The sequence below is a fragment of the Wujia sp. genome, from assembly GCF_056872695.1.
Map to the genome: position 1 here is coordinate 1 of NZ_DBMFCD010000016.1, position 22,858 is coordinate 22,858.

Consider the following 22,858-nt stretch of genomic DNA (forward strand, 5'->3'; position numbering starts at 1 on the left):
ATTATGACGCTTTGTCTGACGTCTTATCCGGAGTTCATCCTGTCGTTCTTTTATTGCTTCCAGACCTTTTTTATCGGTAGGAAGCATCGTTTTAATGACAAATATATTGTTGTTTCTCGATTGTTTAAATCGTATTTTTCCGCTTACTAATCCGTGATGCCAGCATTTTCCAACACAGGTATAGGAGTTTGGAGTATTGGCAAACCATTTTACCTTTGGTGCTAATTTCTTTCCACAGCGATAGCAGATCGGAACCATAAGTTCTACATCTGAAATTGCTTCCTCCTTGCAATGGTATTCTCTGGATATATGCTCTAAATAATGCTTGTGATGGGAGATAATCTCATCTTTTTTGTCTTTCGGGTTGTTATAGATATCGTAACAATACCGGTCTGCCAGATCTCTTGGAGACATTGCTTTTAACACAAGTCCGGTATAATATGCATCATTGACTGCGCTGTGAAAAGGTTTATCTTCTTCCACTTCTATCTTCAGATGTTCGACTGCTTTTTTCAGCTTTACGATTTTTCCGTCTTCGTCATACATATCCGCATAAATCTGCTGTATATTATAAAACTTTAATGGCACAGGCATTGGCTTTAAGTAGTAGTAGTCCATGTTTGTCTGCAATATATTCAAGTCCATTGAACCCCATGTGCCAAAAATATAATCCTGTCCACACCATTTGATAAATTCACGATACACCATATCAAATGGTCGTCCCTTCCGGAGTGTGGATTCATCATAATTTAAAATTGTCTTGATATGTGGCTGCAGTTTCTTGTAGAGCTTTGGTTTTATAATACTGGAATATGAGTCGATAATATTAAATTTTTTGTCCAGTTTCACTGCACCGATTTCTATGATTTCAAATGGCATGCGTGGATTCTCCATATCTCTGCCACCACAGCACTGGTTCCATTCCAAATCAAATATGATATAGTTCATGTTTATTCTGCCTTATCCATTATATGAAGATGAGAATAGTCATTATCATTCTCTGTTTTTCCGTTACGCTGTTCTAGTTCTTTACAGATATCATTGAGAATCTCAATGGTCTCATTGGAAGAACGTGAATTTGCGGTTGCCATTTTTGTAATCAAAACGGCCATCTTTTCCGTGCTGCTTACCACACGGTCGGTATTGTCTACATCCTTCTTCAACTGAATCTTTGTCATCAGTTTATCCTGCTCCATGAAATCTTTCATGTGTTTTGAATTATCATCCTTGATCTCAGATAACAGTTTGGAATTCTCATCTTTCATCTCCAACATCATATCAAGGATGGCGGACATACTCTGGGTACGGGAAATCTCTTCTCTTTTTGCAACTGAATAGATACCTTTTTCTACCTTGGTAAGCTCGTTCTGCTTGTCGAGGTTCAGGTTTGCGATTTCATCGACCTTTGCAAGAATCCCATCTACTAAGAAATAGGTATCAACGACTACAATCAGAGAGACTGCAATAATAACCTGAATCATGGAAGGATATACCAATATTAAATATAGGTCAATCAGCAGTGCCGCTATAAAAGCGACAGCACTGATTGTAAGAGTTGTACTTGATTTACGGTTCATGTAACACCCTCCGTTCTACATATCAAACCGGATTAGTCTGTCAGATCTTCTCCGTTTGTTTCGATAACCTTCTTGTACCAGTAGAAGGAATCCTTTTTATATCTTGCCAGATCCTTCAGGTCGAATTCATCACGGTTTACATAGATAAAACCATAACGCTTTACAACACCTTCATGGGTTGATACAAGATCAATGGCTGACCATGGACAATATCCCATCATCTCTACACCTTCGGAGCATGCAAGCTTGATCTGTTCGATATGCTTTCTCAAGTATTCGATACGATACGGATCATGTACCTTGCCGTCTTCTGTGAGCTTATCATAAGCACCAAGACCATTCTCTGTGACGATCATTGGCAGGTGATAACGGCTATAGATCTCACGCATCGTTGCACGGAAACCATCCGGGTCAATCTCCCAGCCAAACTCTGTACGAAGCAGGTTTGGATTTGGATAAGCTTTAAATACGCCAGGTTCATCTCCACTGATTTGCTGGTCACCTCTGCCTGCTGGTTCTGATCCATCATTCCATTCTACAGTTGCCGTAGAATAATAGTTAAATCCGATGAAGTCAGGGTGTGCACTTGCCATTATATCCATATCACCATCTTCAATAACAGGTGTTGCATCGTGCTCCTCTAAGAATGCCCACACAAGATTATTATAACGACCGAAAACAGCCATATCAAGATACAGCCAGTTACGGATTGCATTTAAATTCTGTGCAGCCAGTATATCCTTAGGCTTGCAGCTTGCCGGATAGACAAGGGAAATGTTTGGTGCAGGACCAATCTTTCCACCCGGTACCATCTCATGACACAGAGCCATAGCCTTTGCCTGTGCAAGCAACATGTGATGATTTTCCTGATACAGCTTTTTGTATTTATTATCGACTCCCTTTAAATCACAGGTGCCGATTACTTCACCATTTAAGGTTAATACATTCTGCTCATTTATGGTTAGCCAGTATTTTACACGATCACCATAGTTTTCGTAGAGAATCTTCGCAAAATTGACGAATTCATCGACACTCTCTCTTCTTGACCATCCACCCTTCTTCTCAAGGGCTGCAGGAAGATCAAAATGGAACATCGTAACGAGTGGCTCAATATTGTATTTCAGACATTCGTCAATGACATTGTTATAGAAATCGATACCTTCCTGATTGACAGCACCGGTTCCTTCCGGAAGAATACGTGTCCATGCAACAGAAAAACGGAATGTCTTAAATCCCATCTCTGCCATCAATGCGATATCTTCTTTGTAGTGATGATAAAAATCAGCACATACATCTAATTCACTTGTGCCTTCCGGTACCTTTTTGATATCTTGTACACTTGGTCCTTTTCCATGTGTCAGGTTCGCACCCTCTACCTGATATGCACTGGTAGACGCACCCCATAGAAAATCTTTTGGCATTGGTTTTAAATTTTTTAAAATCATGGATATTGACCTCCTATCAAAAATATTATAAAATAGATAACGATTTGTTTCCGTAGCTCAGCAGGATAGAGCAACCGCCTCCTAAGCGGTAGGTCGGGCGTTCGAATCGCCTCGGGAACATTTCTTTTTTTGCTTAATCTTCCAGATACATCTGTCGGAAGCTGTAAAGGGCACCGAGCAGATTCGAATCATTTCCAAACTTACATACATCAACCTTGATAAAATTCGTAATCATGCTGATGGATTTTAATTTTTCTACATAGCGTTTCACACCTTCTACGAATGCAGGCTGTGCGCTGATTCCACCACCAAGTAAGATAATATCCGGATCAACTATTGCAAATATGTTGAACAGATATTTTGCAGTTGTAAAATAAAAATCTTCTAACATGTCAAGGACAACCGGATCCCCTTCCTCTGCCATTTTATAAAGGAGTTCTCCGTTGAATTCTTTTGGGTTGATGCCTTTTGCCGTTGCAACCTGATAACAAAAAGCACGTGTAGAGTATGATGTAGACCAAAGATAAGGAAGTTTCTCATATTCTTCTTCCATATCGCTGATTGCATCAATATCAAATATTTTATCCACATCTTTTCTTGTCAGGGTATCTGCGAAGAAATAAGAGAGTTCTCCGGCAGATAAATCTTTTCCTCTATGCACATGACCGTTGATAACAATACCACCGCCGATGCCTGTTCCAAGGATAACGACAGCAGCGTTTTTACAGCCTTTTGCATTTCCCATCCAGACTTCAGCAAGGGCTGCACATTTTCCATCGTTTTCCATGGAAATCTTCACCCCATCACAGCGCGCACCGAGCAGTTCTGCCAAGTGTGCATCCTTTAGATATTTGATGCCGCCACCATTTCGGATGATACCATTTTCTGCATCAATCAATCCTGGTAAAGAAAGTGCAATTCCTTCTACGCCATGCCCCTTGTATTTGTCATAAATCTGTCCGAGAGATTCCACGAATTCCGGTACAGATTCTCCTTCTCTGGTCGGAGTTGGAAATTTTCCTTTTTCCTGAATATTACCGTCTATATTCATCCAGGCATATTTTACAAAAGTTCCACCTACGTCAAATACTAGATACATAAAATCTCCTTCCTATAAGTATATTATATTGTTACGACACCCTGTAACCAGATTTCTCCGCGGAACCGTCTGCCAACTTTTGGTTCTCCCTGTAAATCTGCTTCATTGATGCCGACATTGATCATCAGTCCATTTGCTTCAATCAGCAAATTGTAGACAATCTCTTTGCTATATATATTTTGCAGTTTCTCCACTGCATAGATATTTCCGATAACCATGTAATGATCACATTCCACGCCACATGGCATAAAGCTTGTATCGATGATCGAAAGAACATCTTCCTTGATGACTCTGGAAGAAATCGAAGTGTAGGTGTTCATTTCGTCATAGGTTAGTTGTTCCATTGCGTCGGTATCACCGTTCCGCGCTGCATCGAGCAACTGGTTTCTGCGGTTACGACCTTTCGATTCGACGGCTATCTGGTGCTTGGAATGATGCATGCCAAGCAGAATCGTTCCAGCTACAGATAAAGCAGAAAATCTGACCTTCGTGATCTGCCGGTTGGAATAGTTCAACCATTTGGATTTTGCATAATCTGCGATATTGATGACATAGAAGATAATTGTCATACCAAGATGGTAATCTTCACAGACTCCCGCATAGCTTTCCTTGTCGGTCTGCTTCTGAATCGTGATGTTCTCAAACTGCATGAACCGGTCTCCCTTCAGATAAGGAAAATAATGTTCAATGGATAAAGAACCTTTGATGTCATATTCACCGATCAGCGAGAGTCCAAAATTCTTACCAAAATCTTTTTCAAACTGCAACAATGACGTATCAATGCTGATTGTCGTCATAATCTTACGGTTTGGAGTATTCAACGTGTGACGATAAATATCTTCCAATTGCTGTCTATTTTTACATTCGCGAAAACCGATCGCACGTAGATAAGTATGCATACTACCTCCAACATTTCCACAGGGGAAATGGATTAACAGATTTTTGTCTTACCACCCATATATGGCTGAAGCACCTTTGGAATATTGATGCTTCCATCTTCGTTCAGATTGTTCTCTAAGAAAGCAATCAACATACGAGGTGGAGCAACAACTGTATTGTTCAATGTATGAGCAAAGTATTTTCCATCCTTGCCTTTTACCTTGATGCCAAGACGACGTGCCTGTGCATCACCGAGATTTGAACAGCTGCCAACCTCAAAATATTTTTTCTGACGTGGAGACCATGCTTCTACGTCATATGATTTTACCTTCAAATCTGCCAGATCACCGGAACAGCACTCAATTGTACGAACCGGAATATCCATAGAACGGAATAAATCTACGGTATTCTGCCACAGCTTGTCGAACCACATCTTGCTATCCTCAGGCTTGCAGACAACAATCATTTCCTGCTTCTCAAACTGGTGGATACGATAAACACCACGTTCCTCAATACCATGTGCACCCTTCTCTTTACGGAAGCATGGAGAGTAGCTTGTCAGAGTCTTTGGAAGCTCTTCCTCCGGAGTCATTGTGTCGATGAACTTACCAATCATAGAGTGCTCACTTGTTCCAATCAGATACAGATCCTCACCCTCAATCTTATACATCATGGCATCCATCTCTGCAAAACTCATAACACCGGTTACAACGTTGCTGCGGATCATGAAAGGTGGTACACAGTAAGTAAATCCACGGTCAATCATGAAATCTCTTGCGTAGCTGATAACAGCAGAATGAAGTCTTGCAATGTCACCCATCAGATAGTAGAAACCATTTCCGGCTACTTTTCTTGCACTGTCAAGATCAATACCGTTTAGCTTCTCCATAATATCTGTATGATAAGGAACCTCAAAATCCGGAACAACCGGCTCGCCAAAGCGCTCCAGCTCTACATTCTCAGAATCATCTTTACCGATTGGAACAGTCGGATCAATGATGTTTGGAATGACCATCATTTTCTTCTTTAACTCTTCACGTACCTGAGGCTCCTGATTCTCCAACTCTGCCAGACGGGCTGCGTTTTTAGCTACTTCCTTCTTAACTTCTTCTGCCTCTTCCTTCTTGCCCTGTGCCATCAATGCACCAATCTGCTTTGCAATCGCATTCTTCTTTGCACGAAGCTCGTCAGCTTCCTGCTGAAGGGCTCTTGCCTGCTTATCAAGTTCAATCACTTCATCTACTAATGGAAGCTTTGCATCCTGAAACTTTTTCTTGATATTCTCCTTTACAGCGTCTGGATTTTCACGAACAAATTTAATGTCTAACATAATTGTCGTCCTTTCTTAATTTATAATAGTAGTTTAAAATATTTGTAAAAAAAATGATATCAAATTTTTTGTATCCATATAATATTGTAATCTAATTATGTATCAAAATTCAGATTACCATCAGCATCTTCAAATTCAGCTTCCTTCGTCATATCCTGAATCTCTTCCTCTACGGTCTTTGCCTGCTCCAATGCTTCCTTTTCTTCCGATGAAAGCTGGATATAGGATTCGCCGTTTACGATTTCCTTCGCATAGGTGAAACAACCTTCCCGCGAATGCATCGAGTTCAACAAAATACCGGAGTTCTCATCATTTAATAATGCTATAACGAAGCTTAGTTTTCCGGCCATCTTGTCAAATGCATCATATTTGACAAGTGCATATTTGCTGATACATGAGGACAGGTGTTTCTTGATATGCCGGTGTTCTTTCGTCACACGTCTGGCGTTTGCCTTGACTTGATCCATCTCTTTAAAACGAATACGAATAATCTTCTCCAGATCCGCACCTTTTTTTCCACTCATAAGCATCTCATATTTTCTAGCCATCACATTCATCTTATGAATGATAAAAATGATTAGAATTATGAGTAAAACAACCAGAATACAAAGGATTGTGACAGCAGAAGATATTTTCATACCAAATATCTTAGCCTCTTCCATGAAGTTTTCCTCTTTTCGATTTTATTGTGCGAGCAACTGCGTAATGCGCTCTAAATCTTCCTGTGAATAATATTCAATTTCAATCTTTCCAGAATCCTTAGTCTTTGCTTTGATGGTTGTCTTTGTACCAAGGGATTCCTTTAAGCGGTTTTCAATCGCTTTATATAGGAAGGAAAGTTCCGGATCTTCTTTTTCGGATGTCTTTTTCTTAGGTTTTTTATTTAATAATTTCTTGACGTAGCTCTCTGTCTCACGCACGGAAAGCTTCTTGTCAAATATATACATTGCTGTCTCATACTGTAACTGTGGATCTGTGATTGTGATTAATGCGCGAACATGTCCGGTTGAAAGCATATCATCAATCAGCATCTGCTGAACCTTTTCTGTCAGCTTCAGAAGCCGGAGTGCGTTTGTCACGGTTGTACGACTCTTTGATACACGTTCCGCAACCTCATCCTGTGTTAAGTTGAATTCCTGAATCAACCGTTCGTAAGCATGTGCTTCTTCAATCGGATTTAAGTCCTCCCGCTGGATATTCTCAATTAATGCGATTTCAACAATCTGCTGATCATCGTAATCTTTGATGACAACCGGAACTTCTTTCAGACCGGCTAACCGGGCTGCTCTCCAACGGCGCTCGCCGGCAATCAGTTCATAGTAACCTTTGCGCTTGACTACGACCAATGGCTCAATCACACCAAACTGTTTGATCGAATCTGCAAGCTCCTGCAATGCATCTTCGTTGAACTCTTTTCTTGGCTGATTCTTGTTCGGTTCAATTCGGTTGATATTTAATGTCTGTTCTGCTTTTTTCACAACCTCTGTTTTCGCAACTGTGCTGGTTTTTTGTTGCTTGGATGTCTTTGAACTGACATCTTCGGTTGTATCGTCTGTCGGAATTAAATTACTTAGTCCACGACCTAATCCTCGCTTTGGTGCCATAGCGTTCTCCTCCCAAATAGGTGTTTTTATAATTTTGCGTATAGTTTATTATTGATTACTTCGTCTGCAAGATCCCGATATCCCTGCGCACCGGACGACCGGCTGTCATACAGGTTGATAGGAAGTCCAAAGCTAGGTGCTTCTGCTAACCGTACATTTCTCGGAATAATGGTTTTATATATAAACTGATCCAAATTATTTTTGACGTTTTCTACGACCTCCAAAGACAGATTCGTACGTGCGTCGTACATCGTAAACACAACACCTTCGATTTCAAGGGATTTGTTTAGCTTTTTTTTAATCAGATTGATCGTGTAAATGAGCTGCGAGAGACCATCCAAAGCAAAAAATTCACACTGGATTGGTACTAAGACAGTGTCCGCCGCAGTCATGGAATTGATTGTCAACATACCAAGAGCAGGTGGACAATCAATAATAATAAAATCATATTTTTTCTTTACGCTTTTTAACAGGTTCTTTAGTATATGCTGTGGATCTTCGACATCGACCAATTCGACTTCCGCACCTGCCAGATCACGGTTCGCCGGCAGAACACTTAAATCTAGTTCATGAGGAAGTGGATGAACGACCATACACTCTCCAATGTTAATCTCTCCACTCATGGCATGATAAATGGTGTATTCCAAGGTATTCTTATCAATACCAAGGCCACTTGTCAGATTGCCCTGTGGATCCATGTCGACAGCCAAAACTTTCTTACCCTTTTCTGCCAGACATGCTGCAAGATTGATTGATGTTGTTGTTTTTCCTACGCCACCCTTCTGGTTGGCGACTGCAATGATTCTACCCATAAAAACCTCCACATATAATAGATATTATAGCACTACCTGACATGTTTCGCTATATCAAAATATGGGTAAATTTGTTGCAGGTGTACAATATATAGATATGTATGCTTGATTATTACAATATGTATGGAAAATAAAAGAAATTCATATAGAAATTAAGTGAAAACTCGCAAAATAAATATTTGTTATTATAAATATTTTAATGTTTCACGTGAAACATTAAAATATTCTTAAAAAATATATTTGATATTAAATTGAAAGAATGTTATTACATATGCTATTCATTTTAGATGTAGATGTATATAGTATTCAACAAATGAATATGCGATATGTTTCACGTGAAACATGCTTGCCAGATTATAATATATGATGATGTAATTCAATGTTTAAGTAATTATAAGTGAACCTGCAATAATAGATTTGATAACAAATAATTAGAGTAATATATATGACTAATTGAATTCTAATGTTATAGAGATAATTTATAAAAATGAAATATTATTTGATAGGGGTAAATGATTGAGAATATTCAGATATAAAAATTAAAATTAGTATAGACATAATGGTTGAAAAAAATTGAATATATGATGTTTCACGTGAAACATAGACTGTAGCATATGTCACATACTATGAAGATAATATCTATAATATATGGTTTGAGAAAGTTATCAGCATCTGATAATTAATAATTAATTTAATAACCAATAATTTTATAATTTATATTCGAATATTCAAAATTATATTACAACCAATAGTCGTACCTAATTATGAATTATAATCAATTCAATAATATAGAGAAGTCTTAATTTGAAATTATCAATATGTTTCACGTGAAACATCATATTAAACAATTAGAAAACAATGCATTTTCTAAATATCATATCCATAGCTATTAATTGTTTTATAAAGTTAAAAATAAATCTCACCTCGAATGTTTCACGTGAAACATTTAAATATATATCATATTGCGACAGAAGATTATAAAAAATATTATAGATATAAAAAATAACGGAATAGAGTAAAATTAAAACAAAATTGATTTCAATAGATGTGTTTCGATATGTTTCACGTGAAACACTGGTTATCCACACATATAAACAATAATAATTGTGGAAAAGTATACAATATCCACTAACTTATACACATAATTGTGGATAAAAATTGATTCTAAAAACAAAAATTGTTGATAACTTCGGATGAAATCATATATATTGTATCAAATAAATTAAAAATACAATATAGTGAGGTTAGCGAAGATTAAAACATAAGTATATGCATATATGACGACATCATAAAAATAAGCCGGATGATTAAATCATCCGACTTACTTAATTTTTTAGTAAATGTATATCAGATTCTATCTTAAAGGATAATACATACCAATTACATCTGCTCTGGGCAATCAATACCAAGTAATTCCATTGCATCCTTAATTGTCTTCTTTGTAATATAAACCAGTGTAGCACGCGCGTTACGTACATTCTCTTCTTCTACGTGGATACGGCATGCATTGTAGAATTTGTTGAATGCCTGTGCAACATCGACTGCGAATCTGGCAACGGCAGAAGGCTCATAACGCTCAGAAGCGTCCTTGACAACCTTCGGGAATCGGTTAATCTCTTTCAGTAATTCCATTGCTTCTATGTCTGTTAATACACTGTAATCGATATCAGACGATGGTGTAAATCCATCCAGCTTCTTTAAGATACTGCAGCATCTTGCATGTGTGTACTGTACATATGGACCAGTCTCACCATCGAAGTTCAGGAGCTTTTCCCATTTGAAGGAAACATCCTTGATACGCTGGTTATAAAGGTCGTTAAACAATACAGCACCAACACCAATCTTTTTCGCTGTTTCATCCTTATCCGGAAGATCCGGATTCTTCTCGTTGATGATCTCTTTGATTTTCGCAATCGCTTCGAGGAGAATATCCTCGGCATAAATAATATTTCCGCTACGTGTGGAAAGCTTGGCACCTTCCAGGCTGACAAGTCCATAAGGAATATGGACCAACTGATCCTTAGCCCATTCATTTCCAAGCAATTCAACAACCTTGAATACCTGCTTGAAGTGAAGCTTCTGTTCCTGTCCGGTTACATACAGACATTTTACAAAGTTATATGTTTCCTTCCGATAGAAGATCGCTGCGATATCACGTGTTGCGTAGATAGAGCTGCCATCGTTCTTCAGGATCAGACATGGAGCCATATCATAAGCGTCTAAGTTTACGATCTTAGCACCTTCGCTCTCTGTCAGCAGATTTGCGTCAGTCAGTCGTTTTACAACATCGTCAGTTTTATCACGGTAGAAGCTTTCACCAAGATAGTAGTCAAAGTCCATGCCAAGTAAATCATAAGTACGCTTGTATTCAATCAGACTGATATCTTTGAACCACTGCCAGATTTTCAAGGCTTCCTCATCACCATGTTCCATCTTTGCGAACCATGCACGTGCCTCATCGTTTAGTTCTGGATTCTTTTCTGCTTCCTCATGGAACTTCACGTAAAGCTTCATCAGTTCTGCAACGCCGTCCTTCTTGACAGCTTCTTCGCTTCCCCATGCTTTGTATGCGACGATCAGTTTACCAAACTGCGTACCCCAGTCACCGAGGTGGTTGATACGAACAACCTTATATCCAAGCTTGGAGTAGATTTTATACAGAGAGTTTCCGATGATCGTTGTACGAAGATGTCCAACGTGGAAATTCTTTGCTACGTTTGGAGAAGAATAATCGATACAGATTGTCTGTCCGTTTCCTTCGGTAGAGCATCCAAAATCATCTGCCATGGAAGCAGTTACCATTGTTTCAATAAATAAGTTCTTTTTTACGAAGAAGTTCAGGTATGCACCCTGTACCTGAATCTCCTGCAGAAAATCCACATCTCCGATTGCTTCCTTGATATCGTTGGCAATCATCTGTGGAGCTTTGCGCATTGTCTTGGCAAGGCGAAAGCAGGGAAATGCAAAATCACCGAGCTCTGGTTTTGGTGGAATCTCAATCAGGTCTGCAATTTCTGCTGCAGTTAATCCTTCGACGTTTGCAGCAATCAGTTCTACAATTTTGTTTTTCATAATATATAAACTCCTTTAATGTTGTTTGCTTTTATTGTTGAATCGGGAAGCTGAATTTCACTGTGGTTCCAGACATGACATCCCCGGAGATGTCCAGCTTGCCACAGAGCATATACAGGATTTCTTTTGCTTTGTGAAGACTGCTGTACCAAGGACTGTCCTCCATGTATGTGTCTTTAATGCCGACACCATTATCCGTCAGAATCACCTCTGCCATATTTGGTGTCAGACTGGCTTGTACGGATACATTAGATGCATCTGCATGTAATGCAATGTTATCAAAAAATATTGCAATGAGACGCATGAAGTTAATGTTGAACACTGGATGATAGCTGATGTTCGGATCTGGTGTCTCGACGGATGCAGTGATCTGAAGTTTTGGATTTTTCTGTTTAAATTCATTTAAGTATGATTCCAGCTGTTCCTTTAAGGGTTTATCCGAAGAAGAAAAACTGTTTAAGTTTTCTGCAATTTCATCCACAGCACGGGACATCTGTTTTGTATTATGGATAATTTCCTGCAAGGTTAATTTTGCACGACCGACATCTGTACCAATCAGATAATTGATCATATCCAGTTTATTTTCCATTGCTTCCAGGCCTGTCTTGATCTGTTTATCTAAAATCGTCTGGGCAAGTGCCCGGTCATATGCATCCAGCATTAAAATATTATAGCCATGAGAGGAGATATCTTCCTTTGCATCGTCCTGAAGAAATGTAAAACCATAATGATCGGTATGGTCCGGATCATCGGTTGTATAACGGGGTTCAAAAGAAGAGAGTGCATCTTCGGCATTATTTAATGCTTCAAGGTATTGACGGAGTTTGTTTAACTGTAACTCCATGCTTCGAAGCTTTAAAGTTAATGTTTCTTTTACAGACTGAAGATCCTTGATCTGTTCCTGAATGATCTTGTTGCGTTCAGTATCGATACCATCATTGGTAACAGGAGAAAAAACACTTTTTCTCGAATTCGTTTTGAATGCATAGATATCTTTGGTCTTATCCAGTTCGTCTATTTTGATATCAATCTCAAAAATCTGCGTTTTTAGATTCTGAATATCTTCCAATTGGGATAGAAAGGATTTGTTGAAATAATCCAGCATCATTTGATTTGCGGATTTGATCTTTTTAAAATTCTCTTTTGATTCTTCCATACTTGAAGTCCCCTTTTTCTAACACAGGTCCCCTATCTTCTGCGGGAACGCGGGTTTCGTCTGTTTTTTCGTTTACGTGGTTCGTATACATTGGCATAGATAAATAGCGCAAGAATACCTAAAACAATAAATCCGATAATTATATATTTCACATAGCTTTTTTTCTCTTTTAATAATGCAGGACGGATGCCCCCGTTTTTGTAAGCCTCTGATACGGCAACTTCATCGTTAGAATTGACATAGCCGGAATAACTGACCGGAAGTGTAAGGCAGACCGAACCTTCATAGGAGATTTCCAAGGTTCCAATATAGCCTTCCTCCAACCGATCTGCGGACGGAACAAAGTCCATCTGTAACTGTTCTCGATCAGCATTGTTTGCAAGGATAAAAGGCTGGTTGTTATCCACGGATAAATGCATGGTTCCAAGATTCTCACAGCCATAATAATTATTTAGAAAATCCTGTGCCTTTGTGGCTTCCTCTGCGTCAAATTCATAATCGGACAATAAAGTAGTATTAGAAAAGTTGTTATAAATATAATTCAATAGTGTAATGGTATCATTATAATTTGTACCATTATCCGGGGCTCCCATGGTGACACAGATTAACTGCATATCATTTTTTTCTGCCCATATAACCAGTGTACCGCCTGCATCATCTGTGTATCCGGTTTTTCCGCCCTGACATGCAGAATAATAATATTCGGAGTTGCTGAGCATCATACGGTTTCCCTGCGTGAGATAGCGGGTTTCACTATTTTTGTTTGTTGGAGGAATCTCATGATAAGTCTCTGAAGCATACTCACAAAACGTTTTGCTTGTAAGTGCCTGTTTTGTGATCAGTGCCATATCATATGCAGTTGTATAATGTTCCGGGTCGTGCAGCCCATTGGCGTTTGTAAAATGGGTATCTTTACATCCAAGGCTTCGGGCTGTGTCGTTCATAAGCTGAACAAAGTTTTCAAGTGAACCGGAAACCTGTTCTGCGATGGCCCAGGCTGCTTCGTTAGCAGACATAAGCATAACTGCATACAGTGCATCTGACATACTGATCTGTTCTCCAACATCCAGTGCAATATGAGAGCTGTTACGGTCAATGCCCCAGACAGCCTCATCACTCATAGTAATCGTAGCGTTTAAATCGCCGTTGGTAATTGCCAGATAGGCGGTAAGGATTTTGGTAATGCTGGCGGGATATTGACGTGTATGTGAGTTTTTCTCATAGATAATCTGACCGGATTGTGCATCGATGACGATGGCGGAGGTAGAAGTAATCTGCGGAAATCCTCCAACGGTAGTGGCGTCGGAAGTCGTTGCTGTTACCGTGTTGCCAGTCTGTGCTGCTTCACATGGAACACTGATTCCAAGGAGAAGTGTGAGTATCATTATATAGGAAATAATTTTTTTTATTGCTTTCATCATGTTATAGTATCCTTTATTATAACAGGTTGACATTATCTCTTTAATTATCTTATAAAACAGGAAAAAAAACAAGAGATAAAATGCAACATTCTTGTGAAAAATTGAAATAAATGTTAATATATAACATTATAGATGGATGAGGTACAAAAAATGAGATTACGAAATGTAAAAGGCTCCAGAGAAATGATTGCTGCAAATGATTTTGTTGTGCATGAAGAAGAAACGATGAAAGGAAAATGGCATGCATTTTTCGGCAATGAAAATCCGATTCATATAGAAGTTGGAATGGGAAAAGGACGTTTTATTATAGATATGGCGAAGCTGCATCCAGAGATTAATTATATTGGTATAGAGAAATATTCCAGCGTGTTGGTACGTGCAATCGAGAAACAGACAATGGAGCAGCTTCCGAATCTGGTATTTATCCGGATGGATGCAGAGGCAATTGAAAATGTATTTGAGAAAGGGGAGGTAGATTATATCTATCTGAATTTCTCGGATCCGTGGCCGAAGGATCGTCATGCGAGGAGACGTCTGACATCGGTACAGTTTTTAAATAGATATGTTAATTTTCTGGCGGAAGATGGGGGACTGACATTCAAGACGGACAACCGTCCACTGTTTGATTTTTCGCTGGAGCAGGTATCGCTTGCCGGCTGGGAGATGGTAAATTATACTTTTGATCTGCATCACAGTGAATATGTGGAAGGCAATGTCATGACGGAATACGAAGAGAAATTTTCTGCAATGGGAAATCCAATCTGTCGTATGGTAATCAAGCCTCCAAAAAAGAAATAAGAAAATGTGTAAAAAAAGAGATTTCGGTGCATACTATGGTAGTAAGATACCTGCCGGAGTCTCTTATGGAAAGAAAAAAATGCGGATTCAAGCTTACAAATGCAGTGTACTCGAATCGTTGCCTGAACCGGAAATTGATGAATCTGGGACGTAATATTCATAATGTCTGCTGTATTTTGAATCGTTTAGAAGCAATCAGTGCATGCAAAAAGCTAAGGAAATAAAGGCTTTTTGAGTATTCACAAAAAAATTTGAAAAAAATGTGAAAAAAAGCTTGCATTTTGTAAATGAATGTTGTATACTCCATATTGTTCTGATGAAGAACACAAGGTAAGTAAACATTCACTACGGGCCGCTAGCTCATTTGGTAGAGCACCTGACTCTTAATCAGGGTGTGCGGGGTTCGAGCCCCCGGCGGCCCACTCGTAAAAGCATCGGTTTTGCAGAAGAAGCTGCGGAGTCGGTGTTTTTTTTGTATTTCGGGTTTTGCACAGATGAAATGCAGATATTCATGCAGAATTTACAGGTTAAGCTCAGAAAGCGTGAAGAAGATGGTTTATGAAAAGATGATTGAAACAGAAAACTCGGATCCGATGCAATCTGCATGGGACGAATATCGTCATGCATTAACAGAATACATATGGGAAGGTATCGAAAGTTATTATCGTCGTGCACATCTGGCAGAGAAGGGAATGCTTAGGGATCAGGATTTTTCAATGCATGTGGATGAACCGTTGGAGTTAAGACCTGTGGTTGCCATCTGGGGTGCCGGGCGATGCAATGATCTGGACTTGCAGATGCTTGCACCGTATGTAAGGTTTGTGCTGATCGATCGTGATTTAGATGCTGCAGAATGTGCCAGGATGCGATTCGGATTTTCAAAACAGCACTGCAGGTGTGTGGATCTTGGATTCTGGGAAATATATGAGGAAGAAGAACGATTTTTTGAGACACTTCTTCCGGATGCGGATGATCTGCATTTATCTGAGTATTTACGACAGGTGTTGACATCCGTCGTAGAACTGCAGCCGGAACTTGCAGAATTTGAAGGAGCATTTGATTTTAGTGTTGTGTGCGGACTTGCCAGTCAGTTAAATGCGAGATTTGCAGGCTTGTTACAGTGCTATCAGAAGAATCCGCATAATCTTCCAAGAACTATGGCTATAATGAAAGAGATGAACGTACAGGCAGCAAGACGATTGATGGAAGCGGTTATGACTACGACAAAAGCCGCAATTTTTACAGCGAATGAGATTTATGCTGCGCCGCCAGCACGGGAAGAACGGCTTGCAGGGTATGCACAGATCTGGTCAGAGGAATGGGAACAGATATTGGATGCACAGACAGCGGAAAATACATTCCCCAAAGATGTAGAGGGGATTACCTGTCAGGTAGCAGGCAGCAGAGAGTTTGGACTACAGCTGATGCGGGCGCAGGAAGCAGGGATGCTGACAGTTCGACATCGAAGTGGTCTTATCTGGCCATTTTCCAATGAGAAATATTATTTTATGGATGTTTTAACGGCATATTGCAAAAAATAATGAAATAAAATAAAAAAATATCTTTCATAAGTTAGGAAAGCCTTTTTGGTGGGCTGCTTTGTTGAAAAAAGAAAGTTCCTATGGTATCATAACAAGGATTGATTATTTGAATAGCATTATTCCGAAGAGGGTATCTATGAAATTATATGTAACAAGACATGGACAGACGCAGTATAATATAGAAGTTCGTATTTGCGGAAGGGCAAATGTGCGACTGACAGAAAAGGGAGTCTCGCAGGCACATGAGCTGGCACAGAGTATGCAGGATACGGATGTGGATCTGATTATCTCTTCCCCGCTAATCCGTGCGAAAGAAACTGCAGATATTGTCGGTGCGGCGATTGGCGTGCCGGTGGAAGTAGATGAACGGCTGGCTGAGCGGGATTATGGAGTTATCGATGGTACATATGAAGGAACACCGGGGTTTATGGAACAGTGGGTACAGTTTGGTTATCAGTATCCGGAAGGAGAGTCTTTGCTGAAGGTTGTACAGCGTGTGTATAATTTCCTGGATGACATTAAACAGCGATATGCAGATAAGAAGATTATGGTAATCAGTCATGGCGGAGTGTGTCGGGTGATTAACTCATATTTTGAGAGTCTGGATAACGAGGATTTCTTCAAGTTTAATCTTGGAAATTGTAAAGTCCTTCAATATGATCTTTAAAAAGAAGAATCTGTAAAAACCGTAACAAATTTGTCATAAATCAGCATAAATTCCTTGAATGAACAAGGGGTTTATGCTATTATTTTTTTATCACATCTTATTAAAGATTAAGAGAGTTATGTAGGAGGGAAGATTTATGAATTGTACTATGTGTGGAGCAATTATACCAACCGGACAGACAAATTGTCCAATGTGTGGAGCTCCTGTTCAGGCAGAGCAGTCTGCAAACAATGTACAGCCAGAGGTGTCACAGCAGCCGGTACAGCCGCAGATGGGATACCAGCAGCCGATGGGTCAGCCGGTACAGCCACAGATGGGATACCAGCAGCCAACTGGTCAGCCAGTACAGCCACAGATGGGATACCAGCAGCCAACTGGTCAGCCGGTACAGCCACAGATGGGATACCAGCAACCAATGGGTCAGCCGGTACAGCCACAGATGGGATATCAGCAGCCAATGGGTCAGCCGGTACAGCCGCAGATGGGATACCAGCAGCCACAACAGCCGGCAGGCGGTTATTATCAGCCTAGAAGTAACGGTGCTGCAGCATTTGGTGCAGGCTTGAATGGATATCTTGGATATGTGAAAGAAAATCCTATGAATATTTTGAAAATGGTAGGAGCTTTTTTCCTGTTCCTTGCAACCTTGATCCCATGGGCACATGCAACTTACTGGGGTGTCACAGAGCGTTGGAATTTGTTTAAGGCAGGTGGTTTCAACCGCTTTATTGCTATTATTGTTTTATTGCTCTCTTTAGTATTGATTGCATGGGAGATTGCAGATTTTATTCCTGTTCCGCAGATTGCAAATGTGAAAGCAAAGTTACAGGCAATTCCATTCTTTGAGTATATCATTCTCGGTGTCATTTTTGTGTTTGTACTGATTGCAACGATTCGTCACGGTTATGTACATTCAGATGGTACAACAGTGAACTTTAAGGAGTATGGTCTTAAGGTGGCTATCTCAGCAGGCGTGATTTTTGCGTACCTAGGTGTGATTGCTGCCGCAGCTCCAAGAGTATTGGACAAGCTTGGAATTAAAATTGGCAAGTAATACATAAGAAAGATGAATGGCTGTCGAGCCGGTGTGGTTCGGCAGCCATCGTTGTATATGATGGTTTGGAGGGTGATAGAACATGGTATGTAAGGAATGTGGAAAAGAGATTCCGGAAGGGGCACTTTATTGTGAATCCTGTGGAGCACCATTGGAAGAACCGATTGTTCTGAAGGTATCCAAAGAGGATATCAAGAGAGCGGAGAAAGAAGAAAAAGCGAAGGAAAAAGAACGGGCGAAGCTTGCCGCAAAAAGTTCAGTAAAATCAGTGCCAGAGAAGAAGCAACATCGGAAGGCAGCTGATACGGGAAAGGTAATCGATATTGTTGGATATGCGCAGTCGATTGGTACCGATATGAATCTGCTGCTTGCATTTATTGGCTCTATATTGCTATATCTGGCGCCATTTATGAACTGGATCTGGGAGAAGGTTTATGATGTAAAACGAAAAGCGGATTTGTTTGAAATCGGTCTGAAGAGTTCTATGGTGGAAGCGGATGGAAGTATTCTGGCTATGGGAGCAACCATCGTGTTAGTGCTCGGTATTGTAGCAATTTTAGTCGGTGTTTGGATGTTACTGCTTTCTGCTTCTGATTATATTAAGGGACTGCGGAAATTCGCCGCAAATCCGATTATGCGGTTTGCACCAATTGTAGTTATGATCGTGATTTTTATCATTATCGTGAACAATAAGCAATATTCACAGTCGATGCAGTTGTTGAAAGATAATGTTCAATTGGTCAAAGCGGCAGGAACATCTTCGAATTATGATGCTGGAAGAGGGTTGGGACCAGTCTTTTATATAGGAGGTCTTGTGCTTTATACACTTGGAACAGCTGGAGATTTGGTGGAACGGAAGCGGAACAATGGATAATCAGAATCAAAATGAAAAAAGTCAATTTGTAACAGTGAGTATGCTGCTTGGTATTTTGTCTGCGGTCTTGCTGATTGTAAGCCTGTTTGTACCAGCCATTGATCTGTCGGCATATCATGCAAGCGTGCAGATCCGGTACAGTATTATGAAGATCTGTGAAAATGTGGGATTGATTTCTGACATGTGGCGTGGAATTCCGATTGGACTCCTGATTGGCGCGGTGGGGATGCTTGTGTTATCTTTTGTCAGGATACCGCCACTCAAGGCGATACCCTGTATGATTGTTGTGAGTATGGTTATCCTCGCACTTGTGGATATGGGAAATGTAACAGCTTGGATTTCCGGGATGCTCGCGCGATTTATCTCTTCACAGGCTTTATCCGGATCTGCTGTGTCTGGAGTAACAATCTGGAAGAGCTTTCAGGCAGGTATTTATCTGCTTGCAGCCGGTCTGGTTAGTGGTATTGCCAGTTGTTTTGTATCCAATCATCGTGTGTAAATTATTCTCCTGTAATTCCGTCGATTTCCTCCTTGCAGTGTTTACCATCTGCAAGGAGTTTTTTTAATGTTTCTGCATCATCGTTTTCCATCGCGGTTTTGTATTCCTGCAGGGCTGTGATGAAATAATCAAGTTCTTTGATCAGATGCTTCTTGTTCTCTAAGAAAAGTTCCGTCCACATCGTTTCATTTAACCAGGCAACACGTGTCAGATCCTTGTAGCTTCCGGCAGAGAAGCCATCATGATTTTTGGCGGTTGGGCTTTTCACATAGGCGTTGGATACGACATGTGCCATCTGGGATGTAAATGCAATCATTGCGTCGTGGCGGTCTGCGTCACAGATCGTAAATTTACCGAAATGAATCGGAGACAGCAGTTTCTTCGCACGCTCGATGGATTTCGTATCGTTCAGGTCTTCCGGTACAAGTACCATAGAAGCGCCGTTGTACATTGTTTTCGTGCTGTATGCGTAGCCAGAGAAATGACGACCTGCCATTGGGTGTCCGCCGATAAAAGTAAAGCCATACTGCTTGGCGATTGGGTAGCAGGATTCGCAGATCAGCTCCTTTGTACCACAGCAGTCGATGACCATTGTATCTTTGCGGATATAAGGAGCCATCTTCGTCAGATACTCGATGCAAAGCTGTGGATACAGACAGAGCAAAATCAGATCACAGTCTTTGATATTTCCTTCGTTTAATTCGCCGTCAATGGCTTTATCGTTATACGCAGCCTGAATTACTTCCTTGCTGCGGTTATAGGCGAGAACCTTGTGTTCGTCGTTGTCACTGTATGCTTTTGCAAAAGAACCACCGATCAGTCCAAGTCCAACAATTCCGATTGTCATAATATACCTCCATGCTGTGACTGTAATTCAAATTGATTTGACAGGATTGGCACAGCTTCAATCATCGACAATAGTATAATGCTTTAACGCGATAAAGTAAAGCGGAAATTTTAAATGTATAAGGCTCGTGAAACGTGGCAACACTTCTAGTACGCAGCTGGCGCAAATGCCGGACCGCGGAAATACCTTGAAAAGGGGAAGGGCTATGAACATGAAAAAAAAGTTATATATTGTTGTACTTATCTGGGCAGCGGTTGCGCTGCAAATCTTTATTACGAAGCGGATTGACCGGGAGAGCCAGATGGTGACGCAGGTTATGAGCGATGGCGTAGAAAATGTAACGGCAGCAGAGGTAAAGTTCTATGCACATTATGGGGATGAGCCGATGACCGGTGCTGCAAGGGAAAAAATCCTGCAACGAGTTGGGGAAAAGCTTGGAATCGTATCGGGGTATGACATAATCGCAGGAATCGAGGGTGAAAATATCTCGACAACATTTGTGAAAAAGGGAGAAAATGGTGACACGACCATCCGGTTGATTTCGATGGAACAGACAAACGCCGATGGCTCGACCACACAGGAGAATTATCTGATGACAGAGATTGCACTCAAAAATCAGTCGACGGAAAATATCTACCGGTGTAAGGAGCAACTCGATCAGATCTACGCAGATTTGGGGCTTTCCGGCAGCAGTAATCTCTATCTGTGCAGTCAGGAAAAAGGGCGGATGACAGAGGATGAAATGAAGAAAGCAACGGCAGATTTTTTCGAGACAATGCATGCAAAGAAGCGCAACGAAATCGAGTTGCAGGATACCTTATGCATCTATGGATACAGTGACAACGTTCCGGAATACGTCTACCAGAACGACCATAAGGTAAACGTGAACATCGCCTTTACCTACGATGAAGCGGAAGACATCACATATATCCACCGGGGATTACCTTTTATCGACAAATCATTTTAAATATACGACGCGCTGTTTACAGAAAAAAAGATGTATCGTATTTACAATTCTACACAGACGCGCTCCCGCCCACTTCATCACGCAGCGGTACTAAATTCGTGCTGCGCACTCATTAAGTGCCGGCGTGCTTCAATGGTCTGTTTAAGAATTGTAAATATGATACATCTGTATTATTCGTTGGTCTTGCGCGTCTTACATTTTCACGTAGAGATCAACCTTTTAAGTTCAATTAGTAGGAAATAATTTCGTATCCGTTTTCTGTAACGAGTACTTGGATCTCCCACTGTGCAGAAGGAAGTCCGTCCTCGGTATAAACTTCCCAGTCATTTGCTTCGTCAACGAAGATGTCTGGCTTGCCCATGTTGACCATCGGCTCGATCGTGAACATGAACCCTGGTACCATAAGCATTTCCGTACCTGCTTTGGAGTTGTAGCTTACCCAAGGTTCTTCGTGGAACTCGATGCCGACACCGTGACCACCGATCTCACGGACAACGGAATAGCCGTTTGCATATACATAATCATGGACAGCCTGCCCCATATCACCGAGGAATCCCCAAGGCTTTACCTGCTCAAGTCCCTTCATCATTGCTTCTTTGGTTACATCGACGAGTTTTTTCTTCTCCGGGCTGACATCGCCGATACAGAACATACGGGAAGAATCGGAGAAGTAGCCGTTCAGGATGGTAGAGCAGTCTACGTTGATGATATCGCCGGATTTTAAGATGACATCTGGTGATGGGAAACCGTGGCAGACCTGATCGTTGACGGAGGTACATACACTGTATGGAAATCCTTCGTAGTTTAAAGGTGCAGGAATACCACCCATATCGGTTGTCATATCGTAGACGATCTTATCAATCTCTGCGGTAGACATCCCCTCGTGAATTGTTTTCTGAATTTCATCCAGTACGGCGATGTTGATTTTTGCGCTCTCCTTGATCTTTTCAATCTGCTCTGCATTTTTGATTAAGTTATGGGTAGGAACGATATGTCCCTGATGAGCGATTTTTGCGATTCTATCATCAAAAGATTCATGGCAGACCTTGTATTTTCTGCCGCTGCCACACCAGCAAGGATCGTTACGGTTTAATTTTTTTGACATGATTACGCCTCTTATATTTATATTTGTGGTTTTACGCATAGGGCAGGAAAAACCACATATATTTTAGCAAAATAGTTTCATTTGCGCAACCTGCGTAGATGAAACGTTTTA

Annotated in this window: 22 protein-coding genes and 2 tRNA genes; 10 read left to right on the forward strand and 14 right to left on the reverse strand. The window is 40.5% G+C overall.

The genetic code is table 11. From position 1 onward, the window contains the following. The 3 genes from ACZQK9_RS12205 to ACZQK9_RS12215 all read right to left on the reverse strand — a co-directional run. Positions 1–948 (reverse strand): 3'-5' exonuclease (locus tag ACZQK9_RS12205; protein WP_216508190.1); only part of this gene is annotated, 948 nt, incomplete at its 3' end. A 2-nt stretch (positions 949–950) separates the two neighbouring features. Next, positions 951–1,577: a hypothetical protein gene (locus ACZQK9_RS12210; RefSeq protein ID WP_216508189.1), complete on the reverse strand. Its 627-nt coding sequence runs from the start codon at positions 1,575–1,577 to the stop codon at positions 951–953. Between the two features lie 32 nt (positions 1,578–1,609). Further along, the gene (locus ACZQK9_RS12215) at positions 1,610–3,022 is read right to left on the reverse strand and encodes a glycoside hydrolase family 1 protein (RefSeq protein WP_216508188.1); all 1,413 of its coding nucleotides are present in this window, start codon (positions 3,020–3,022) and stop codon (positions 1,610–1,612) included. Positions 3,023–3,068: 46 nt separating this feature from the next. Between ACZQK9_RS12215 and ACZQK9_RS12220 the strand changes: the two genes are divergently transcribed. Continuing rightward, positions 3,069–3,142 (forward strand) — tRNA-Arg (locus ACZQK9_RS12220). Positions 3,143–3,155: 13 nt separating this feature from the next. Here ACZQK9_RS12220 and ACZQK9_RS12225 read toward each other — a convergent pair. The 9 genes from ACZQK9_RS12225 to ACZQK9_RS12265 all read right to left on the reverse strand — a co-directional run bounded on the left by ACZQK9_RS12225 (position 3,156) and on the right by ACZQK9_RS12265 (position 14,395). Beyond that, the gene (locus ACZQK9_RS12225; protein WP_216508187.1) at positions 3,156–4,121 is read right to left on the reverse strand and encodes an ROK family protein; all 966 of its coding nucleotides are present in this window, start codon (positions 4,119–4,121) and stop codon (positions 3,156–3,158) included. A 23-nt stretch (positions 4,122–4,144) separates the two neighbouring features. Then, entirely contained in the window at positions 4,145–5,020 is an 876-nt protein-coding gene (locus ACZQK9_RS12230; protein WP_178016886.1) for a DUF3881 family protein, read from the reverse strand. 32 nt (positions 5,021–5,052) lie between these two features. Then, the gene (gene serS, locus ACZQK9_RS12235; protein WP_216508186.1) at positions 5,053–6,330 is read right to left on the reverse strand and encodes a serine--tRNA ligase; all 1,278 of its coding nucleotides are present in this window, start codon (positions 6,328–6,330) and stop codon (positions 5,053–5,055) included. 95 nt (positions 6,331–6,425) lie between these two features. Beyond that, positions 6,426–6,992 (reverse strand): DUF4446 family protein, encoded by a 567-nt coding sequence (locus ACZQK9_RS12240; protein ID WP_483270744.1) that lies wholly within the window; start codon positions 6,990–6,992, stop codon positions 6,426–6,428. Positions 6,993–7,013: 21 nt separating this feature from the next. Next, positions 7,014–7,934, reverse strand: a complete 921-nt coding sequence (locus ACZQK9_RS12245; protein WP_483270745.1) for a ParB/RepB/Spo0J family partition protein — start codon at positions 7,932–7,934, stop codon at positions 7,014–7,016. A 26-nt stretch (positions 7,935–7,960) separates the two neighbouring features. Continuing rightward, complete coding sequence (locus ACZQK9_RS12250) at positions 7,961–8,746, reverse strand: ParA family protein (protein WP_483270746.1); 786 nt, start codon at positions 8,744–8,746, stop codon at positions 7,961–7,963. 1,380 nt (positions 8,747–10,126) lie between these two features. Next, positions 10,127–11,818, reverse strand: a complete 1,692-nt coding sequence (argS, locus tag ACZQK9_RS12255; RefSeq protein ID WP_483270747.1) for an arginine--tRNA ligase — start codon at positions 11,816–11,818, stop codon at positions 10,127–10,129. 31 nt (positions 11,819–11,849) lie between these two features. Beyond that, positions 11,850–12,974, reverse strand: a complete 1,125-nt coding sequence (locus ACZQK9_RS12260; protein WP_483270748.1) for a hypothetical protein — start codon at positions 12,972–12,974, stop codon at positions 11,850–11,852. A 32-nt stretch (positions 12,975–13,006) separates the two neighbouring features. After that, the gene (locus ACZQK9_RS12265; RefSeq protein WP_483270749.1) at positions 13,007–14,395 is read right to left on the reverse strand and encodes a D-alanyl-D-alanine carboxypeptidase family protein; all 1,389 of its coding nucleotides are present in this window, start codon (positions 14,393–14,395) and stop codon (positions 13,007–13,009) included. Between the two features lie 150 nt (positions 14,396–14,545). Here ACZQK9_RS12265 and trmB point away from each other — a divergent pair, with 150 nt between their 5' ends. From trmB to ACZQK9_RS12305, 8 genes are all read left to right on the forward strand, one after another. Beyond that, entirely contained in the window at positions 14,546–15,193 is a 648-nt protein-coding gene (gene trmB / locus ACZQK9_RS12270; protein ID WP_178016894.1) for a tRNA (guanosine(46)-N7)-methyltransferase TrmB, read from the forward strand. Positions 15,194–15,258: 65 nt separating this feature from the next. Next, positions 15,259–15,417, forward strand: a complete 159-nt coding sequence (locus ACZQK9_RS12275) for a hypothetical protein (protein ID WP_178016895.1) — start codon at positions 15,259–15,261, stop codon at positions 15,415–15,417. Between the two features lie 125 nt (positions 15,418–15,542). After that, a tRNA-Lys gene (locus ACZQK9_RS12280) sits at positions 15,543–15,615 on the forward strand. Positions 15,616–15,759: 144 nt separating this feature from the next. Further along, positions 15,760–16,734 (forward strand): hypothetical protein, encoded by a 975-nt coding sequence (locus tag ACZQK9_RS12285; RefSeq protein ID WP_483270750.1) that lies wholly within the window; start codon positions 15,760–15,762, stop codon positions 16,732–16,734. A 136-nt stretch (positions 16,735–16,870) separates the two neighbouring features. Next, a complete protein-coding gene (locus tag ACZQK9_RS12290) occupies positions 16,871–17,401 on the forward strand; it encodes a histidine phosphatase family protein (protein ID WP_178016897.1) in 531 nt (176 codons plus the stop codon). A 136-nt stretch (positions 17,402–17,537) separates the two neighbouring features. Then, positions 17,538–18,455, forward strand: a complete 918-nt coding sequence (locus ACZQK9_RS12295) for a hypothetical protein (RefSeq protein WP_483270751.1) — start codon at positions 17,538–17,540, stop codon at positions 18,453–18,455. An 82-nt stretch (positions 18,456–18,537) separates the two neighbouring features. Next, positions 18,538–19,329: a zinc ribbon domain-containing protein gene (locus ACZQK9_RS12300; protein WP_483270752.1), complete on the forward strand. Its 792-nt coding sequence runs from the start codon at positions 18,538–18,540 to the stop codon at positions 19,327–19,329. Continuing rightward, positions 19,322–19,828 carry a hypothetical protein gene (locus tag ACZQK9_RS12305; RefSeq protein ID WP_483270753.1) on the forward strand — a complete coding sequence of 169 codons (507 nt, stop codon included), beginning with the start codon at positions 19,322–19,324 and terminating at the stop codon, positions 19,826–19,828. Before ACZQK9_RS12300 ends, ACZQK9_RS12305 begins: the two co-directional genes overlap by 8 nt. A 1-nt stretch (position 19,829) precedes the next feature. Here ACZQK9_RS12305 and ACZQK9_RS12310 read toward each other — a convergent pair whose 3' ends face one another. Beyond that, positions 19,830–20,675, reverse strand: coding sequence for a prephenate dehydrogenase (locus tag ACZQK9_RS12310; RefSeq protein WP_178016900.1), 846 nt, complete (start codon positions 20,673–20,675; stop codon positions 19,830–19,832). A gap of 211 nt (positions 20,676–20,886) precedes the next feature. Between ACZQK9_RS12310 and ACZQK9_RS12315 the strand changes: the two genes are divergently transcribed. Further along, positions 20,887–21,642 (forward strand): YwmB family TATA-box binding protein, encoded by a 756-nt coding sequence (locus tag ACZQK9_RS12315; RefSeq protein ID WP_216508175.1) that lies wholly within the window; start codon positions 20,887–20,889, stop codon positions 21,640–21,642. A 229-nt stretch (positions 21,643–21,871) separates the two neighbouring features. On the opposite strand, the gene ACZQK9_RS12320 is transcribed toward ACZQK9_RS12315, so the two are convergent. Next, positions 21,872–22,747, reverse strand: coding sequence for a methionyl aminopeptidase (locus ACZQK9_RS12320; protein WP_483270754.1), 876 nt, complete (start codon positions 22,745–22,747; stop codon positions 21,872–21,874). Between the last annotated feature and the right edge of the window lie 111 nt (positions 22,748–22,858).